This is a genomic window from Anabaena sp. 4-3, assembly GCF_001597745.1.
GTDB lineage: Bacteria > Cyanobacteriota > Cyanobacteriia > Cyanobacteriales > Nostocaceae > Trichormus.
The window spans coordinates 113543-127542 of record NZ_LUHJ01000047.1 but is presented as its reverse complement, the minus strand read 5'-3'; the positions used below and the strand labels follow the sequence as shown (position 1 = coordinate 127542).

Sequence of the window (14000 nt, the reverse complement as noted above, 5' to 3'; positions counted from 1 at the left end):
TTCTGGGCAGAATTACCACAATATGTATATGACAGTAACAGGTCGATACTTGGATGAGTTTAGATGAGACGACAAGCGGTAAAAGTCAGGCTATACCCCACTGATGAGCAGATCCAAGTGTTAGCTCAACATTTTGGTTGTGCGCGTTGGTGGTGGAATTATGGGTTGAACAAATGTATCAAAACCTATAAAGCGACTGGCAAAGGCTTGTCTCAGTCTGGACTAAATTCTTTATTACCAAAACTCAAGAAAGAAAAAGAGACTGAATGGTTAGGGGAGTGCTATTCACAGGTTTTACAATCTGTGAGTCTCAATCTTAGCCGTGCTTATCAAAACTTTTTTGAAGGTAGAGCAAAATATCCCAGATTCAAATCAAAACATCATAGACAATCAATTCAATATCCTCAAAAAGTGAAACAGGTTGATAACGCTTTGAAGTTCCCTGGTAGATTGGGTACTGTCAATGCAAAAATTCATCGACCTGTTGATGGAGTAATCAAAACCGTAACTGTTAGTAAATGCCCGTCTGGTAAATACTACGCATCGGTTGTGATGGAATATGAGGGTGACTATCCTGCATCTAAGACAGATGGTAAGGTTATAGGAATTGACTTAGGTGTAAAGGATTTTGCTGTGACTTATGATGGGGAGAAAGTTTCCAAATATCAAAACCCAAAACATCTATCCAAATACGAAAAAAATCTAGCTGTAAAACAACGCATTGCTGCACGGAAAAACAAAGGTAGCAATCGTCGTAGAAAGGCTAACAAGATTGTCGCTAGGGTATATGAACAAGTTAGCAATGTCCGTCAAGACTACCTACACAAACTGTCTAGAAAGATAGTTGATAACAATCAAGTGGTAGTAGTCGAAAACCTCAATGTCAAGGGCATGGTTCATAACCGCAAACTAGCAAAAGCGATATCTGATACTGGATGGGGAACATTTGTAAATTTCCTAAGCTACAAATTAGAACGTAGTAGTGGAAAGTTGATAGAAATAGATCGATGGTTTCCTAGTTCAAAACTTTGTTCTAATTGTCATTATCAAGTGAATGAGTTACCGCTAGATGTGAGAACTTGGACTTGCCCAAGTTGCGGAACTCATCACGATAGAGATGGTAATGCGGCAATGAATATTAGAGCAGAGGGTATCAGGATACTGTCCTCCTCTGGGACGGGGGAGGCTAACGCCAATGGAGAGGATATAAGACCAATTCGCGGACGCAAATCCAAGATGCGGCAATCTTCCGTGAAGTTGGAAGCTCCAACTAAGCTGACGCTATAGTTGGAGTAGTTCACGCAACTGATATCAAGAGTCATTAGTCAAAAACTCTGGGACGACTCAATATAGACTATTGACTATGAACTATTAACTCTTGAAAATTTCCTATGGCTGTTTGGTTAAGTTTGTGTGGTGCAATTGTACTAATAGCTTACCTGTTGGGTTCTTTTCCTACGGGTTATATTACAGTGAAACAACTCAAGGGGATTGATATCCGGGAAGTGGGTTCAGGTTCGACTGGTGCAACCAATGTTCTGAGAACCTTGGGTAAAGGTGCGGGCGCATTTGTGTTATTAGTTGATTGCTTAAAGGGAGTATTAGCGATCGCTCTAGTTTACTTGTTATTCAACTTCGCTGCTAGTCAAAATCTGATTCCTTCCACAGTAGACATCAAACTTTGGCAACCTTGCCTAGTTACCTTAGTAGGTTTAGCAGCTATTTTGGGACACAGTAAGTCTATCTTTTTAGGCTTTACAGGTGGTAAATCTGTCGCCACTAGCTTGGGAATTTTGTTGGCGATGTCTTGGCAAGTCGGTTTAGCTACAGTGGGTGTATTTGCCATCGTTGTCGCCATATCACGGATTGTATCATTGAGTTCAATTGCTGGTGCGATCGCTGTTTCCATTTTCATGGTCATTTTTCAGCAACCCCTACCCTATATTTTATTTGGTGTAGCTGGTGGGCTGTATGTCATTTTGCGCCACCGAGGTAATATTGAGCGTTTACTTGCTGGTACAGAACCGAAAATAGGACAAAAGCTAGCAACTCAAACCGAAAATAACACTCCCACCCACACCGCTTAAACTACATTGGGAATACTGGAAAGTGAATTATTAGAATATTAATAACTGCAAATCTGTTCTAAAAACATGAAGTTACCCGAATTAGATACTTCAACCATAGATCGCATTATCGAAATGGCTTGGGAAGATAGAACCCCTTTTGAGGCTATTGAAATTCAATTCGGCTTATCAGAAAAAGAGGTAATTGCTTTAATGCGCCGAGAAATGAAAGAATCTAGTTTTCGGATGTGGCGGGAACGAGTCACCAAACGTCAAACCAAGCATTTAAGTAAGCGCAACTTTACTGCTGGTAGATTTAAATCCGCTAATCAAAAATAAGCTGTTTTACTATTCACCATTTTCTAGACGCGATTCATCGCGTCTCCACTCATAACCGAAGAAAACAATGATACAAGCCCCTCTCTTACGAAGTTCAGAGCGGAGGAAACCTCCGCTCTGACTTCGCGCTAAATTGATTTATGGAGAAGAAAAAAGTGAAAAAACACTAATTCAAGCCCCCGGATTTATCCGTGGGGTATTTAATTTTGAATTTTGAATTTTGCATTCGGAGCGCAGCGACGTGACTATTGGTATTTGGATATTAGGTGATCAACTTTACGAACAACAAGCCGCATTACAAAGTTGTGTTGATCAAAAAAATGTCCCTGTGATTTTTATTGAATCACTAGAACATATCCAAACACGGGCTTATCATCAGCAAAAATTAGTGTTAGTTTGGTCAGCCATGCGGCACTTTGCTGAAGAATTACGCCTGAAAAAATATGCTGTCACCTACAAAATAGCCACAGATTTCATCATACCGTTAACAGCTTGGATTCAAGATAATCATATTTCTGAATTACGGGTGATGACACCTAATGATAAACCATTTACCCAATTCATTCACAGTTTAGATTTACCCTGTAAAATTACCTTTATTTCTAATAATCTTTTTTTGTGGAGTACAGAAGAATTTCACCATTGGGCTAAAAAGCGTAAACGCCTATTAATGGAAGATTTTTATCGTGAAGGTAGGCGACGGTTTCAGATTTTAATGGACAAAGATAAACCAATTGGGGGACAGTGGAATTTAGACAAAGAAAATCGTCAACCACCCAAAGGTAAATTAAATACACCTCCAGCCCAATGGTTTGAACCCGATGAGATTACTCTTGATGTTATCGCCCAAGTCAAGTCTTTAAATATTCCCACCTACGGAAATGTAGAACCGTTTCGTTGGGGGGTAACTCGCCAACAAGCACTACAAGTTTTAAATTGGTTTATTAAATATCGGTTATCTAATTTTGGTACTCACCAAGATGCAATGGTAACTGGAGAAGAAACATTATGGCACGCTTTAATTTCTCCTTACTTAAATCTCGGTTTACTGCAACCTTTAGAAGTTATTCAAGCAGCAGAAACAGCTTATCACCAGTACCAACTGCCGTTAAATAGTGTAGAAGGTTTTATTCGTCAGGTGTTGGGATGGCGGGAATATATGCGGGGAGTTTATCATTTTGTAGAGACAGAATACCCTGATAAAAATTGGTTTAACCACACCCAACCATTACCGGAATTCTTTTGGACTGGTGAAACTCAAATGAATTGTTTACACCAGACTTTTAACCAAATAAAAAATACAGGATACGCTCATCATATCCAAAGATTAATGGTATTGAGTAACTTTGCTCTGATTGCGGGAATTTCACCGCAAGCAGTAGAAAATTGGTTTCACGCTGTATTTATTGATGCTTATGATTGGGTGATGCAAACTAATGTCATTGGTATGGGTTTATTTGCAGATGGGGGAATATTAGCATCAAAACCTTATGCTGCATCTGCCAATTACATAAATAAGATGAGCGATTATTGCAAAGGTTGTGTTTACAATCATAAAGAACGGGTTGGTAAGAATGCTTGTCCGTTTAACTTCTTTTATTGGAACTTTCTCGACCAACACCGTGATAAATTGCAAACTCAAGGGCGGATGAGTTTTATTTTAAAAAACCTCGACAAAATGTCTACTGAAGAATTAGAGTCTATCCGCCAGCAAGCTCAAGAATGGTTGTATACTTTTAGTAATGTCAACAGCTAAAAGCCCAATGTCTCATCAGTATTCTATTGAGCAAGTTCCTGCAAATTTGGACAAAATTTTTCAGGAAGTCGAGCAAGGTGAATCAGTGCAAATTACGCGAGAGGGGGCGCAAGTTGCTGTCATCTTATCTCTGGCTGAATATGAACGTCTATTGCAAAGCCAGTCAAGTTTTTGGCAATCTTTAGCACAATTTCGTCAAGAAATTATAGAAGAAGGTATTGAAATTGATCCTGATGAAATTTGGCGGGATGTGCGTGACAAGTCGCCTGGGCGCGAGGTAAATTTGTGAGTCGCTTTTTGCTCGATACTAATATAATCTCTGAGCCTGTGAGGATGCGACCGAATCCAGCAGTTATTTCAAAGTTGCAACAGTATGATGGAGAAGTTGCAATTTCCTCGATTACATGGCACGAACTACTATTTGGCTGCTATCGTCTACCTGCTTCTAGAAGGCGAGAAAGAGTTGAACATTATCTCAGAGAGATAGTTCAACCCAAGATTCCTATTCTGCCCTATTGTCATGTAGCAAGTGAATGGTTTGCGGTGGAAAGAGCGCGATTAGTGAGTATAGGCAAAACGCCAGCTTATGCAGATGGACAGATTGCAGCGATCGCTAAGGTAAATAGTCTGACTTTAGTCACTAATAATATATCAGACTATGCGGATTTCTCAGAACTGTCGCCAGAGAACTGGTTTGTTTAGTCCTACCATTTCTCTATCCAGTTGAGCTTAATATTCACGCATACTGTTAAAGCGAAAACCGTAGGGTAGGCGCAAAAGTTGCTTAAATTATATTAAGCCCATTGTTACCGAAATTTGGTAGAAGTTGTCATTTAATTTGGGTTGAGAAAAACAATAACTTGATCTACCTTCATGCCTAATCGTTTCCAGTGAGGATTTGTAGAAGCAAAAATTGCATCTCCTGACACTGCTTGGTAATCTTGAGGATACCTTTCGGGGGCTTTGGTATCTGCATCTACTCTTAAAAAGATTTTACCTTGATAGCGAGATAATTTAGTATTTTCCAAGAAAACAGTCCCGCCATAGTCCCAACCCAAACCTGAGACTTTGAAATTACCCAACTTTTGGCGTAACTCACTCCAAGGAGTTCCTACACCAATACCTTCGCGAGTTTTCCAGGCAGTACCCAAGATACGCACCTCTACGGGTTTAGTCCGGGTGTTATCAGTCCAGACTACCAAAAATGAACGTCCCCGATTCAGATTTACTTGAGTGGCGGGAAAACTACCCATCCCTTCAGGCCCGGAAATCGTTTTATCAACGACACGGGAAGCACCAAAAATTCTGGCTAAATCTCTCCTGGTGGTTTTGCGTGTTACCGGGCCTACTCTTTCCCCTGGTACAATCAAGGTGTCTTGTAAGTTTGCGGCTTGAGCAATGGTAAGTCCTTGATGATTGTTTTGGGGTTGTGCAACTACTGCATGAGTTGAGTAGCCGACTAATACAGTTAATGTAGCCGCAGCAATGCTTTTGATAACTGTGTTCACAATTGACCTCCCTGGATGAAATTCTGGTAAGATGCGATCGCTTCTCTTGATCTACAATTCCCAACTAGCCAGTTTCTTATAGCTAACGCATCAATAATTTTTTTTGACTGTTAATTAGTAGGGTGCGTCAGGATGAAGATTTTCTTGGTACACCTGGGGTTGCTCGTACTGACGCACCCTACATTTTGAATATTTTTTTATCTGGAAGTTCCTGAGCGGTTTCGTGAAGTTCCTTCTAAAAATGTAGAGACGTTGCATGCAACGTCTCTACAAGATTGTTCCTTGCGGTTTGCGTATTTTATCCCATTGAAAAATTTGTCTTAATTTATTCCACCACCTCATTTACAGGGAATCGATCAATCAATTGCATAGCACGGTAAGCGTTACGCTGTAAAATATCCGGTAAATGGGGAACGTGGGGTATTTGTGATAATAAATCCAATGTCCTACGTAAAATCCGCACTACATCACCTTCATCTAAGGTGGTGTTTTGACACAATTCTACCCAGTCAGTTCCTAAAGCCCACTGTTCGACAATGGCAATTAAGCCAATATATCGATTTTCTAAGCCTACGGGTAATGCTACACCATGACGATACTGCACCTTTAACACAGCCCGACGGATTCGTTGTAAACTTGCCCAAGCTGCGTCTATTTCTGGCGAGAGGTTAAAGTTGACTCGACTATCGGGGCGGGGGCTTTCTGTGACTAAAGCAGCGATGACGGCGGCTAACTGCTGCGGATCTAAGTTGTTCAAATCACCGCTAGCTAAGGCTAAACCTAGCCATAGTTCATTTTCTCCGCGAATGGCGGCGGCGATTTGTCCTAGTTCTGTGGGGACTAGGTTATCTAAACAATTAAATTGCTGCAAAATGGTAATTAAGTTGAGAAATTCTTCCCAGTGACGTTGGGATTGTTGCTCGACTTGCGCCTGTAATTCTTGCAGTTCTTCTTGAAGTTCAGCGTAGCGTTCCCGTCGTTTGAAAAACTTCGCCACCTTACCTGATTGATACAGGGGATTTGCTTCTAATTGAGCCTGTACCGCAGTCATGCGACTGAGTTGTTCTGCTACTTCTGGGGAGAGGTGCAAGGATTCATCAGGGTCAGGGATAGTTTGAGCGATCGCATCTGTGATATCATTCCCACGATATGATTGACCCGGTTTAAACACCAACTCCTGGGGCGGGAGAATATTCTGTGGTACTTCCACCCGTGGTAATTCCGCATATAAATCAACTACATCCTCTGTAGCTGCTACATACCATCGGTTATCTTTCCCTAAGCACACCAAGTAGCTAGAATTACCAGCAGTAGGTGACTGACCTACTAAAACGGCGGTGATAGGCTCAGAGGTTGTAATATTTTTACCCTTAAGACTCAACATTGTGCCGCACACAGCAAAGTCCAAGAGCATTTTCACTTGTTCTCGTCTGGTTTCCTGGGCTTGTGCTTGCAGGGTTTTCAATAACTGGCGTTCTACTTTCAGGCGTTGACGCAGTTTTTCATAAATCGCCAGTTCATTTTCCGTAACGGAGGCGATTTGCTCCTCGATTGTGGCTAATTCGGCTTTAATTGCGTCAATTAACTCATAGTCTGGTCTTAAGTGTAACGTCGCCATGTACTGCCCGAAACTGCGCTCTATCAGTTCCCTGGCTTCTTCTAGGGTGTGGGTTTGCAGCAAGTTCAACACCATGCCGTAGCTAGGGGTAAACTGACTGACTAGCGGATCAGGTTTGGATGTGGCTAAATAGGAGGCTTCTTTGGCTCCTTCAAAGGGAGTTTGTACTGTCACTACATGACCTTGTTTATCCATCCCCCGACGGCCAGCCCTACCCGCCATTTGCAAAAATTCCGAGGCGTTTAATAGGCGGTGTCCGGTGTCGGTACGTTTGGATAGGGTAGATATTACGGTTGTCCTAGCGGGCATATTAATACCTGCGGCTAGGGTTTCCGTGGCGAATACGACTTTAATTAAGCCTTGTTGAAATAATTCTTCTACTAATACCTTCCAAGCGGGGAGAATTCCGGCGTGGTGGGCAGCTATTCCCCGATATAAGGGGGCAATTTGTCCTGAACGTCCGGCTTCGGGGTTACGGCTTAAAAATTCGTCGATTTGTCGTCGCAACACCTGAGATTCTTCATTATCTACCAGCCATAAGTCACCCACCTCTGCCACAGCTTTGTCACATCCCCGGCGACTGAAGATAAAGTAAATTGCCGGGAGCATATCCCGTTGCTGTAGCTGGTTTAGGGTATAGAGGATGCTGGGGGCTTCGGGTCTGCCATTTCTGCCTGTATCCCGTGGTCTTCTTTTACCTCGGTTGGCGAGACGGGGGTTAATTTTGGTTTTGCTGTCATTCAGCAGGGGAAATAACCCCTTGGGATTACAGTAGTGAAATTCTAAGGGGACGGGGCGAAAATCGGAGTAAATCAGGTCTGTGGGGCCGTGAACGCGATTTAGCCAATCGGTGAGTTGGTCGCTATTGGCAACGGTGGCGGATAGGGCTACCAGTTGCACTTCACGGGGACAATAAATAATCGATTCTTCCCAAACTGTACCCCGTTGGCGATCGTTCATGTAGTGGCATTCGTCTAACACCACCGCTTCTACATCTACCAAGGAAATTCCAACTTGTCCTATGGGTGTGCCATAGAGCATATTACGGAAAATCTCGGTAGTCATCACCAAAATCGGGGCATCTCTGTTAATCGAGGCATCCCCCGTTAACAAGCCCACCAAATCATACCCAAATTTATCGCGGAAGTCCCGTAATTTTTGATTGGATAACGCCTTTAAAGGAGTGGTGTAAAACACCCGTTTCCCTCGTGCTAGGGCGCGATAAATGGCGTATTCACCGACTAAAGTTTTGCCCGACCCTGTGGGCGCACATACGACAACAGAACGCCCCGCATTTAGCGACGCGATCGCATCTTTTTGAAATTGATCTAGTTCAAAGGGAAATATCAACCCTAAGTCTAGTTCTTGTGATGACGCGGGATAATTCACTCAATTACTATTTGCAACCGAACTGTTTACTATATTAACGAGTCTTTTGTCAACTTCGTTAGTGGGAATGGGGAATTGGGGATTGGGGATTGGGGACTGGGGACTGGGGAATGGGGACTGGGGACTGGGGATGAGGAAGCGGGGGAGCAGGGGGAGCAGGGGAGCAGGGGAGCAGGGGAAGACAAGGTAGACAAGGTAGACGAGGTAGAAATTTTGTCAACAGTCAACAGTCAACAATCCCCATTTTGAATTTTGAATTTTGTACGCCTTTGGCGTTCCCGCAGGGTATTTTGAATTGATTTGTCTCCCTCACTTCCCTAATTCTTGCGATCGCATTGTGGCAGCTTTGACGGCTTCAATTAAGGCGGAACGAAATCCTGCCTGTTCTAATTTGGCTAAACCTGCAATTGTTGTACCACCGGGGCTAGTAACTCTGTCTTTTAGTTCTGCTGGGTGCATTTTGCTCTCTTGCAATAATTGGGCTGTACCCAACACGGTTTGTAATGCCAGTTGATTGGCAATTGTCCTAGGTAGTCCGGCGGCGACTCCACCATCGGCGAGGGCTTCTACTAATACTGCAACGTAAGCCGGGCCACTGCCAGATAAACCGGTAACTGCATCCATCAAGGATTCCGAGACTTCAACCACTTGCCCGACGGCGGAAAATATTTGCTGTGCTAACTGGTGGTGTTCGCGGTGGGTGTATGCACCGTAGCAAATCGCTGTCATCCCTGCGCCCACGGTGGCGGGGGTGTTGGGCATGGCTCGAATCACTGGTAATTCTGGGAATGCTGCTTCTAGTTGATTTAACGACACTCCCGCCAATATGGAAATGACTAGGGGTGAGTTGTCTGTAACTAAAATAATATCTGCTAATTCTTGAGCGATCGCTGTAAATACTTGTGGCTTTATTGCCAAAAATACCACTTCTTGGGCTTGACTGAACACCAGACGATTATCTGTAGTCACAGTCACGTCATATTTTTCTTGTAAAAAAGCTTGGCGTGTTGTTTGGGGTTCGCTGACTATAACTTCTGATGGGTGATAAATTCCACGCGCAATAAGGCGGGATAACAGCGATTCTCCCATTACCCCACCACCGATCAAACCAAATTTTTTAGTCATGAGTTATTAGTCATTAGTCATTAGTCATTAGTCATTAGTCATTAGTCGCAAACTTTCGGCTTTGGACTTGTGACTATAGACTATTGACTAATTTAACTTTATTGTGCCATGCGGTTGCCTTCGTTACCCCAATTTGGTGTGGGACTTGCAGGGCGAGAGGGACGTACTGGGGGTTGGGGTACTTCATGAATAACTCCACCTTGGGTGCTAACTTGCACACAACTAGGCGTAAACAAAAAGATACTTTCTCCGATGCGTTCTTGATGCCCATCTAGTGCGTAAGTTCCACCTGCAACAAAATCTACAGCCCGTTGAGCTTGATCAGGATCCATAATTGTCAAGTTCAAGACTACTGATTTACGCTCACGTAATGCTTGAATCGCCTGGGGCATTTCTTCAAATGTACGAGGTTCAAGCACTAATACTTCCGAAATCCCGTTAATTGCGCCTGGCATACCAATTACATTCCCCATTGTTGATTTTGATCCTGCTGCTACTTCATCACTAATTGTATTCACAGGTTCGCGCCAACGTCTATTGGCTGGGGCTGGTTCTGCTGGTGCTGGTTGGGGATTTTCCTGTTGATACAAGTTTTGGTAGTTATCTGTATCTGCCTCTTCTTCGTAGTATTCGTATTCTACCTGCTCGTTGAGACCTACAAAGTCTCGCAGTTTAGAAAATAGGTTGTTCATTTAGCTGCACTCCTTCTGCAAATTGCCCTTATATATCCGGTTCTTTGTTGATCTAGCCAATCGGAACCCTAAAAAGGCCAAACGGCCAATTAATTTTATCGCTATTTGTAGCATCTACTACTGCTATTGGCAATAAACTCGCGCTGCTGGTAAGGCAGTTACATTCACCTAGATATGATAATTGAGTGAGAATTATAGCTCAACAATCATCCGAAAGATAGTTGATTTTCTCCGAAATTTTCAAATATTTTATTTTTCTTAATAATATATTTTAAAGTGCCTGATTTTACCAATACGGTAGAAAATTGTCTGTACTCCTTGGGGAGTAGATTGGGCAGGGGAGGCAGGGGAGGCAGGAGAGCAGGGGAGCAGGGGAGCAGGGGAAGCGGAGGGGAAAAATCCAGTACCCATTACCCATTACCCAATCCCTTCCAATCCTCAATCCCCAGTCCCTTTAAGTACGGTTGCCAAACAAAATAGTCCCTAATCTAACCATAGTTGCCCCAGCTTGCACGGCTAGCTGGTAATCTCCTGACATACCCATCGACAACTCTGACATTTTGATGTGAGACCAATTTTGTTCAGTAATTTCTTTGGCTAAGTTGCGAGTGCTATTAAATACATAAGCAACTTCCGCATCGTTTAAACCGAGTGGCGGAATTGTCATTAAACCCTGAATTTGTAAATTTTTACATTGATTGAGTGCAGGTAAATCAGCTAGTAGTTCTGGTACACTCCAACCGGATTTATTGGGATCTGGGAGAATTTTCACTTGCAGACACACTTGGGGAGTGACTCCTAGCTGTTGCGCTAATTGATCTAAACGCTGTGCTAATTTCAAGTTATCTACGGAGTGAATCCAGTCAAATTGTTCTAGGGCTTTTTTAGCTTTGTTGCTTTGCAAATGCCCAATAAAGTGCCAAGTAATATCAGATAAGTCTTGCAACTCGGCTTGTTTATTAGCCGCCTCTTGAATGCGATTTTCGCCAAAATCACGGATACCGGCTGCATAAGCAGCGCGAATCACTTCAGCCGGTACTTGCTTAGTGACAGCAATTAACCGTACTGAAGGAGGAATGAATGCACGAATTTGAGTAATACGTTCGCTAATCGAACTCATCATTGGAAGGTGCGCTGGAAAACACTCTGAAGCTGATCGTACTCCTGTAAATGACCATGACGACGTAAAGTACGCAAACGATTTTCCAACAACATTCTCGCCTCGGTACGGCCTATAGGCTGAAATTTAACGCCTTTAATGTCATTCACCACCAAAAAAAATAAGCGTTGTGCATACAGTGTAGTGAACAAATCCTGGGCTTCATCAACCATGCAGATCCGATATAGCAAGCCCCAAGTTGGATGATTTATGTAGGTTTCTACGTTTTCTGGATTCATCTAGGGATCAAGTAGGAGAATAATATATTTTTTTGCAGTGAAATACAAACATTCAGACGATAATATCTCCCTGTCGCCAGAATATTTGTACATTCTTCATGTGTGAATTAGCAGATTTTACCCTTGAATCGTGCTTATTAAGACTTTATTCTAGTTCGCATGGGGGTAGATGTAGCTAGGGGTAGGGAAACAGCGAGGCTCAACAAAGGTAATCGTCTGATTTATCCTCATCTAATTGTTGAGCAGTTAGGCGATAAGACTGTTCACGCGATCGCTTTTTGGCTGAGTTGGCGATACAGAAAAGTTATCACTGGTTTGTGGGCAGTTGCTACTTACAATGCAATACACCCTGTGAAGTAGCTGAGGGTAACAGCTTACGCTCATCTGCTGTTTACTCTGTTGACTCTGACATCTCTCTATGTTGACATAATTATCGCTCGTTAGAGCAAAATAGCCAACAGGGGAATTTTCCACATAACTGTTTGTGATAACAGTCTGTCTTGTTACAGTTTGGGAAATTGGGGATTGGGGACTGGGGACTGGGGGCTGGGGACTGGGTATTGGGTATTGGGAAAGAATTTCTCCCTTGTCTGCCTTGTCTGCCTTGTCTCCCTCATCTTCCCCTACGTGACAATTTTCAAGGCGGCTAGCTGCGCTTGGGCTTTGTGCAGAGATTCATACCATTCTTTTTCCGGGTTGCTGTCGGCAACTATGCCCGCGCCTACTTGCCCCCAGACGGTGTTGTGTGGGGAGTGGGGGGTTAGTAGTAGGGTGCGGATGAAAATATTTAAGTCTAGGTTGCCTCGCGCATCTAAATAGCCACAAGAACCATAAAATAAACTGCGGCGCACGGGTTCTAATTCTTCGATAATTTCCATACAACGGACTTTAGGACAGCCTGTAATTGTACCACCGGGGAATAAGGCACGAATTAAGTCTATGGGGGTGCGATCGCTTCTCAATTTTCCTTTAACATTACTCACTAGGTGCATCACATGACTATATCTCTCTATCGTCAGTAATTCATTGACGCTGACTGTTCCCCATTCACAAACTCGCCCTAAATCGTTCCGTTCCAAATCTACCAGCATGATGTGTTCTGCTCGTTCTTTGGTGTTGCTGAGGAGTTCTTGCGCTAATTGCTGATCTTGTTCTGGAGTTATACCACGCGATCGCGTCCCGGCGATGGGTCTGGTTTGGGCTTGTCTATTTTGCAACATGACTAACCGTTCTGGGGAACAGCTGATGACTTCTCCCCAAGGGGTGCGCCAATAACTCGCAAAGGGTGAAGGATTGATTTTGTGTAACGCTTGGTAAATTAACCAGCCATCAGCCGAGGTAGTCGCCGCAAATCGCAAAGATAGGTTTGCTTGAAAGATGTCCCCGGCTTGAATATATTTTTTCGCCCTATTGACAGATGTCTCATAATCTGCTTGAGATGTGAAAAATTTCGGTGCCACCGGATAAGAGGATGCTGGGGTGACGTACTGAAGGGAATTGACTGTATCTGTGTTAACTAAACGCCATTCTAACTCATCTAACTCAGTAAGATTACTAGCGGCTAACCAGAGAATTTGTTGTGTATGATCTAAGACGGCAAAAGTATCTGGTTCATACCAAAAAGCCACAGGAAACGGTAAAGAGTCAACTTTGTTGTGGGGTAGTTGTTCAATTTCCCAGGCGACATCATAACCTAGCCATCCTAGCCAACCACCGATGAAGGGGAGGTGTGTGGGTGGGGGGGATAAGGCAGCAGGGGAGGCAGGGGAGGCAGGGGAAGCAGGGGGAGAATTGCTACTTTGTCCTCTAGATTGCAACAATTCCTGTAGAAAAGGCAGAATACGCCCTAATTTTGGTGTCCACATCTGGGGGACTCCGTTGATTATCCGAGGCGCGCCGGCACAAATAGAATAGCGACTGAGTTGGGGTTGGTTGGTGGGTGTGGGGTAGGGACTTTCTAAGAGTGTAGCGATTCCGGGTGTAGTTTTGGGGTGAAATAGGGCAGAGAAAATTTCTGAACCAGTACGATTTTCTAATGGAAGCGATCGCCAATACCACATAATAGTCATTAGTTATTAGTCATTGGTCATTAGTCATTAGTTATTAGTC

14 protein-coding genes are annotated in these 14000 nt (G+C 43.4%); 7 read left to right on the top strand and 7 right to left on the bottom strand.

Annotation, left to right across the window (positions count from 1 at the left end; translation table 11 throughout):
- Positions 1-63 precede the first annotated feature (63 nt).
- From A3775_RS12740 to A3775_RS12715, 6 genes are all read left to right on the top strand, one after another.
- The gene (locus tag A3775_RS12740; protein ID WP_066425231.1) at positions 64-1287 is read left to right on the top strand and encodes an RNA-guided endonuclease TnpB family protein; all 1224 of its coding nucleotides are present in this window, start codon (positions 64-66) and stop codon (positions 1285-1287) included.
- Between the two features lie 104 nt (positions 1288-1391).
- Positions 1392-2087: a glycerol-3-phosphate 1-O-acyltransferase PlsY gene (plsY, locus tag A3775_RS12735; RefSeq protein ID WP_066377126.1), complete on the top strand. Its 696-nt coding sequence runs from the start codon at positions 1392-1394 to the stop codon at positions 2085-2087.
- 66 nt (positions 2088-2153) lie between these two features.
- Positions 2154-2405, top strand: coding sequence for a TIGR03643 family protein (locus A3775_RS12730; protein ID WP_066377127.1), 252 nt, complete (start codon positions 2154-2156; stop codon positions 2403-2405).
- A 241-nt stretch (positions 2406-2646) separates the two neighbouring features.
- Positions 2647-4161, top strand: a complete 1515-nt coding sequence (locus tag A3775_RS12725; protein ID WP_066425224.1) for a cryptochrome/photolyase family protein — start codon at positions 2647-2649, stop codon at positions 4159-4161.
- 7 nt (positions 4162-4168) lie between these two features.
- Positions 4169-4450: a type II toxin-antitoxin system Phd/YefM family antitoxin gene (locus A3775_RS12720; protein ID WP_066377288.1), complete on the top strand. Its 282-nt coding sequence runs from the start codon at positions 4169-4171 to the stop codon at positions 4448-4450.
- Positions 4447-4863 carry a type II toxin-antitoxin system VapC family toxin gene (locus tag A3775_RS12715; RefSeq protein ID WP_231867002.1) on the top strand — a complete coding sequence of 139 codons (417 nt, stop codon included), beginning with the start codon at positions 4447-4449 and terminating at the stop codon, positions 4861-4863. The genes A3775_RS12720 and A3775_RS12715 overlap by 4 nt, the downstream gene beginning before the upstream one ends.
- A gap of 131 nt (positions 4864-4994) precedes the next feature.
- On the opposite strand, the gene A3775_RS12710 is transcribed toward A3775_RS12715, so the two are convergent.
- The 6 genes from A3775_RS12710 to pipX all read right to left on the bottom strand — a co-directional run bounded on the left by A3775_RS12710 (position 4995) and on the right by pipX (position 11891).
- On the bottom strand, positions 4995-5669 hold the full coding sequence (locus A3775_RS12710; protein WP_066425220.1) for a hypothetical protein: 675 nt from the start codon (positions 5667-5669) through the stop codon (positions 4995-4997).
- Positions 5670-5994: 325 nt separating this feature from the next.
- Complete coding sequence (locus tag A3775_RS12705; RefSeq protein WP_066377132.1) at positions 5995-8676, bottom strand: RNA helicase; 2682 nt, start codon at positions 8674-8676, stop codon at positions 5995-5997.
- 309 nt (positions 8677-8985) lie between these two features.
- Positions 8986-9801, bottom strand: a complete 816-nt coding sequence (proC, locus tag A3775_RS12700; protein ID WP_066425219.1) for a pyrroline-5-carboxylate reductase — start codon at positions 9799-9801, stop codon at positions 8986-8988.
- Between the two features lie 98 nt (positions 9802-9899).
- The gene (locus tag A3775_RS12695) at positions 9900-10493 is read right to left on the bottom strand and encodes a cell division protein SepF (protein WP_066377135.1); all 594 of its coding nucleotides are present in this window, start codon (positions 10491-10493) and stop codon (positions 9900-9902) included.
- Positions 10494-10947: 454 nt separating this feature from the next.
- On the bottom strand, positions 10948-11616 hold the full coding sequence (locus A3775_RS12690; RefSeq protein ID WP_066377136.1) for a YggS family pyridoxal phosphate-dependent enzyme: 669 nt from the start codon (positions 11614-11616) through the stop codon (positions 10948-10950).
- The gene (pipX, locus tag A3775_RS12685) at positions 11613-11891 is read right to left on the bottom strand and encodes a transcriptional coactivator PipX (RefSeq protein WP_066377137.1); all 279 of its coding nucleotides are present in this window, start codon (positions 11889-11891) and stop codon (positions 11613-11615) included. Before pipX ends, A3775_RS12690 begins: the two co-directional genes overlap by 4 nt.
- A gap of 159 nt (positions 11892-12050) precedes the next feature.
- Between pipX and A3775_RS12680 the strand changes: the two genes are divergently transcribed.
- Positions 12051-12251: a hypothetical protein gene (locus tag A3775_RS12680; RefSeq protein WP_066377138.1), complete on the top strand. Its 201-nt coding sequence runs from the start codon at positions 12051-12053 to the stop codon at positions 12249-12251.
- A 263-nt stretch (positions 12252-12514) separates the two neighbouring features.
- On the opposite strand, the gene A3775_RS12675 is transcribed toward A3775_RS12680, so the two are convergent.
- Entirely contained in the window at positions 12515-13960 is a 1446-nt protein-coding gene (locus A3775_RS12675; protein ID WP_066425217.1) for an anthranilate synthase component I, read from the bottom strand.
- Positions 13961-14000: the final 40 nt, after the last annotated feature.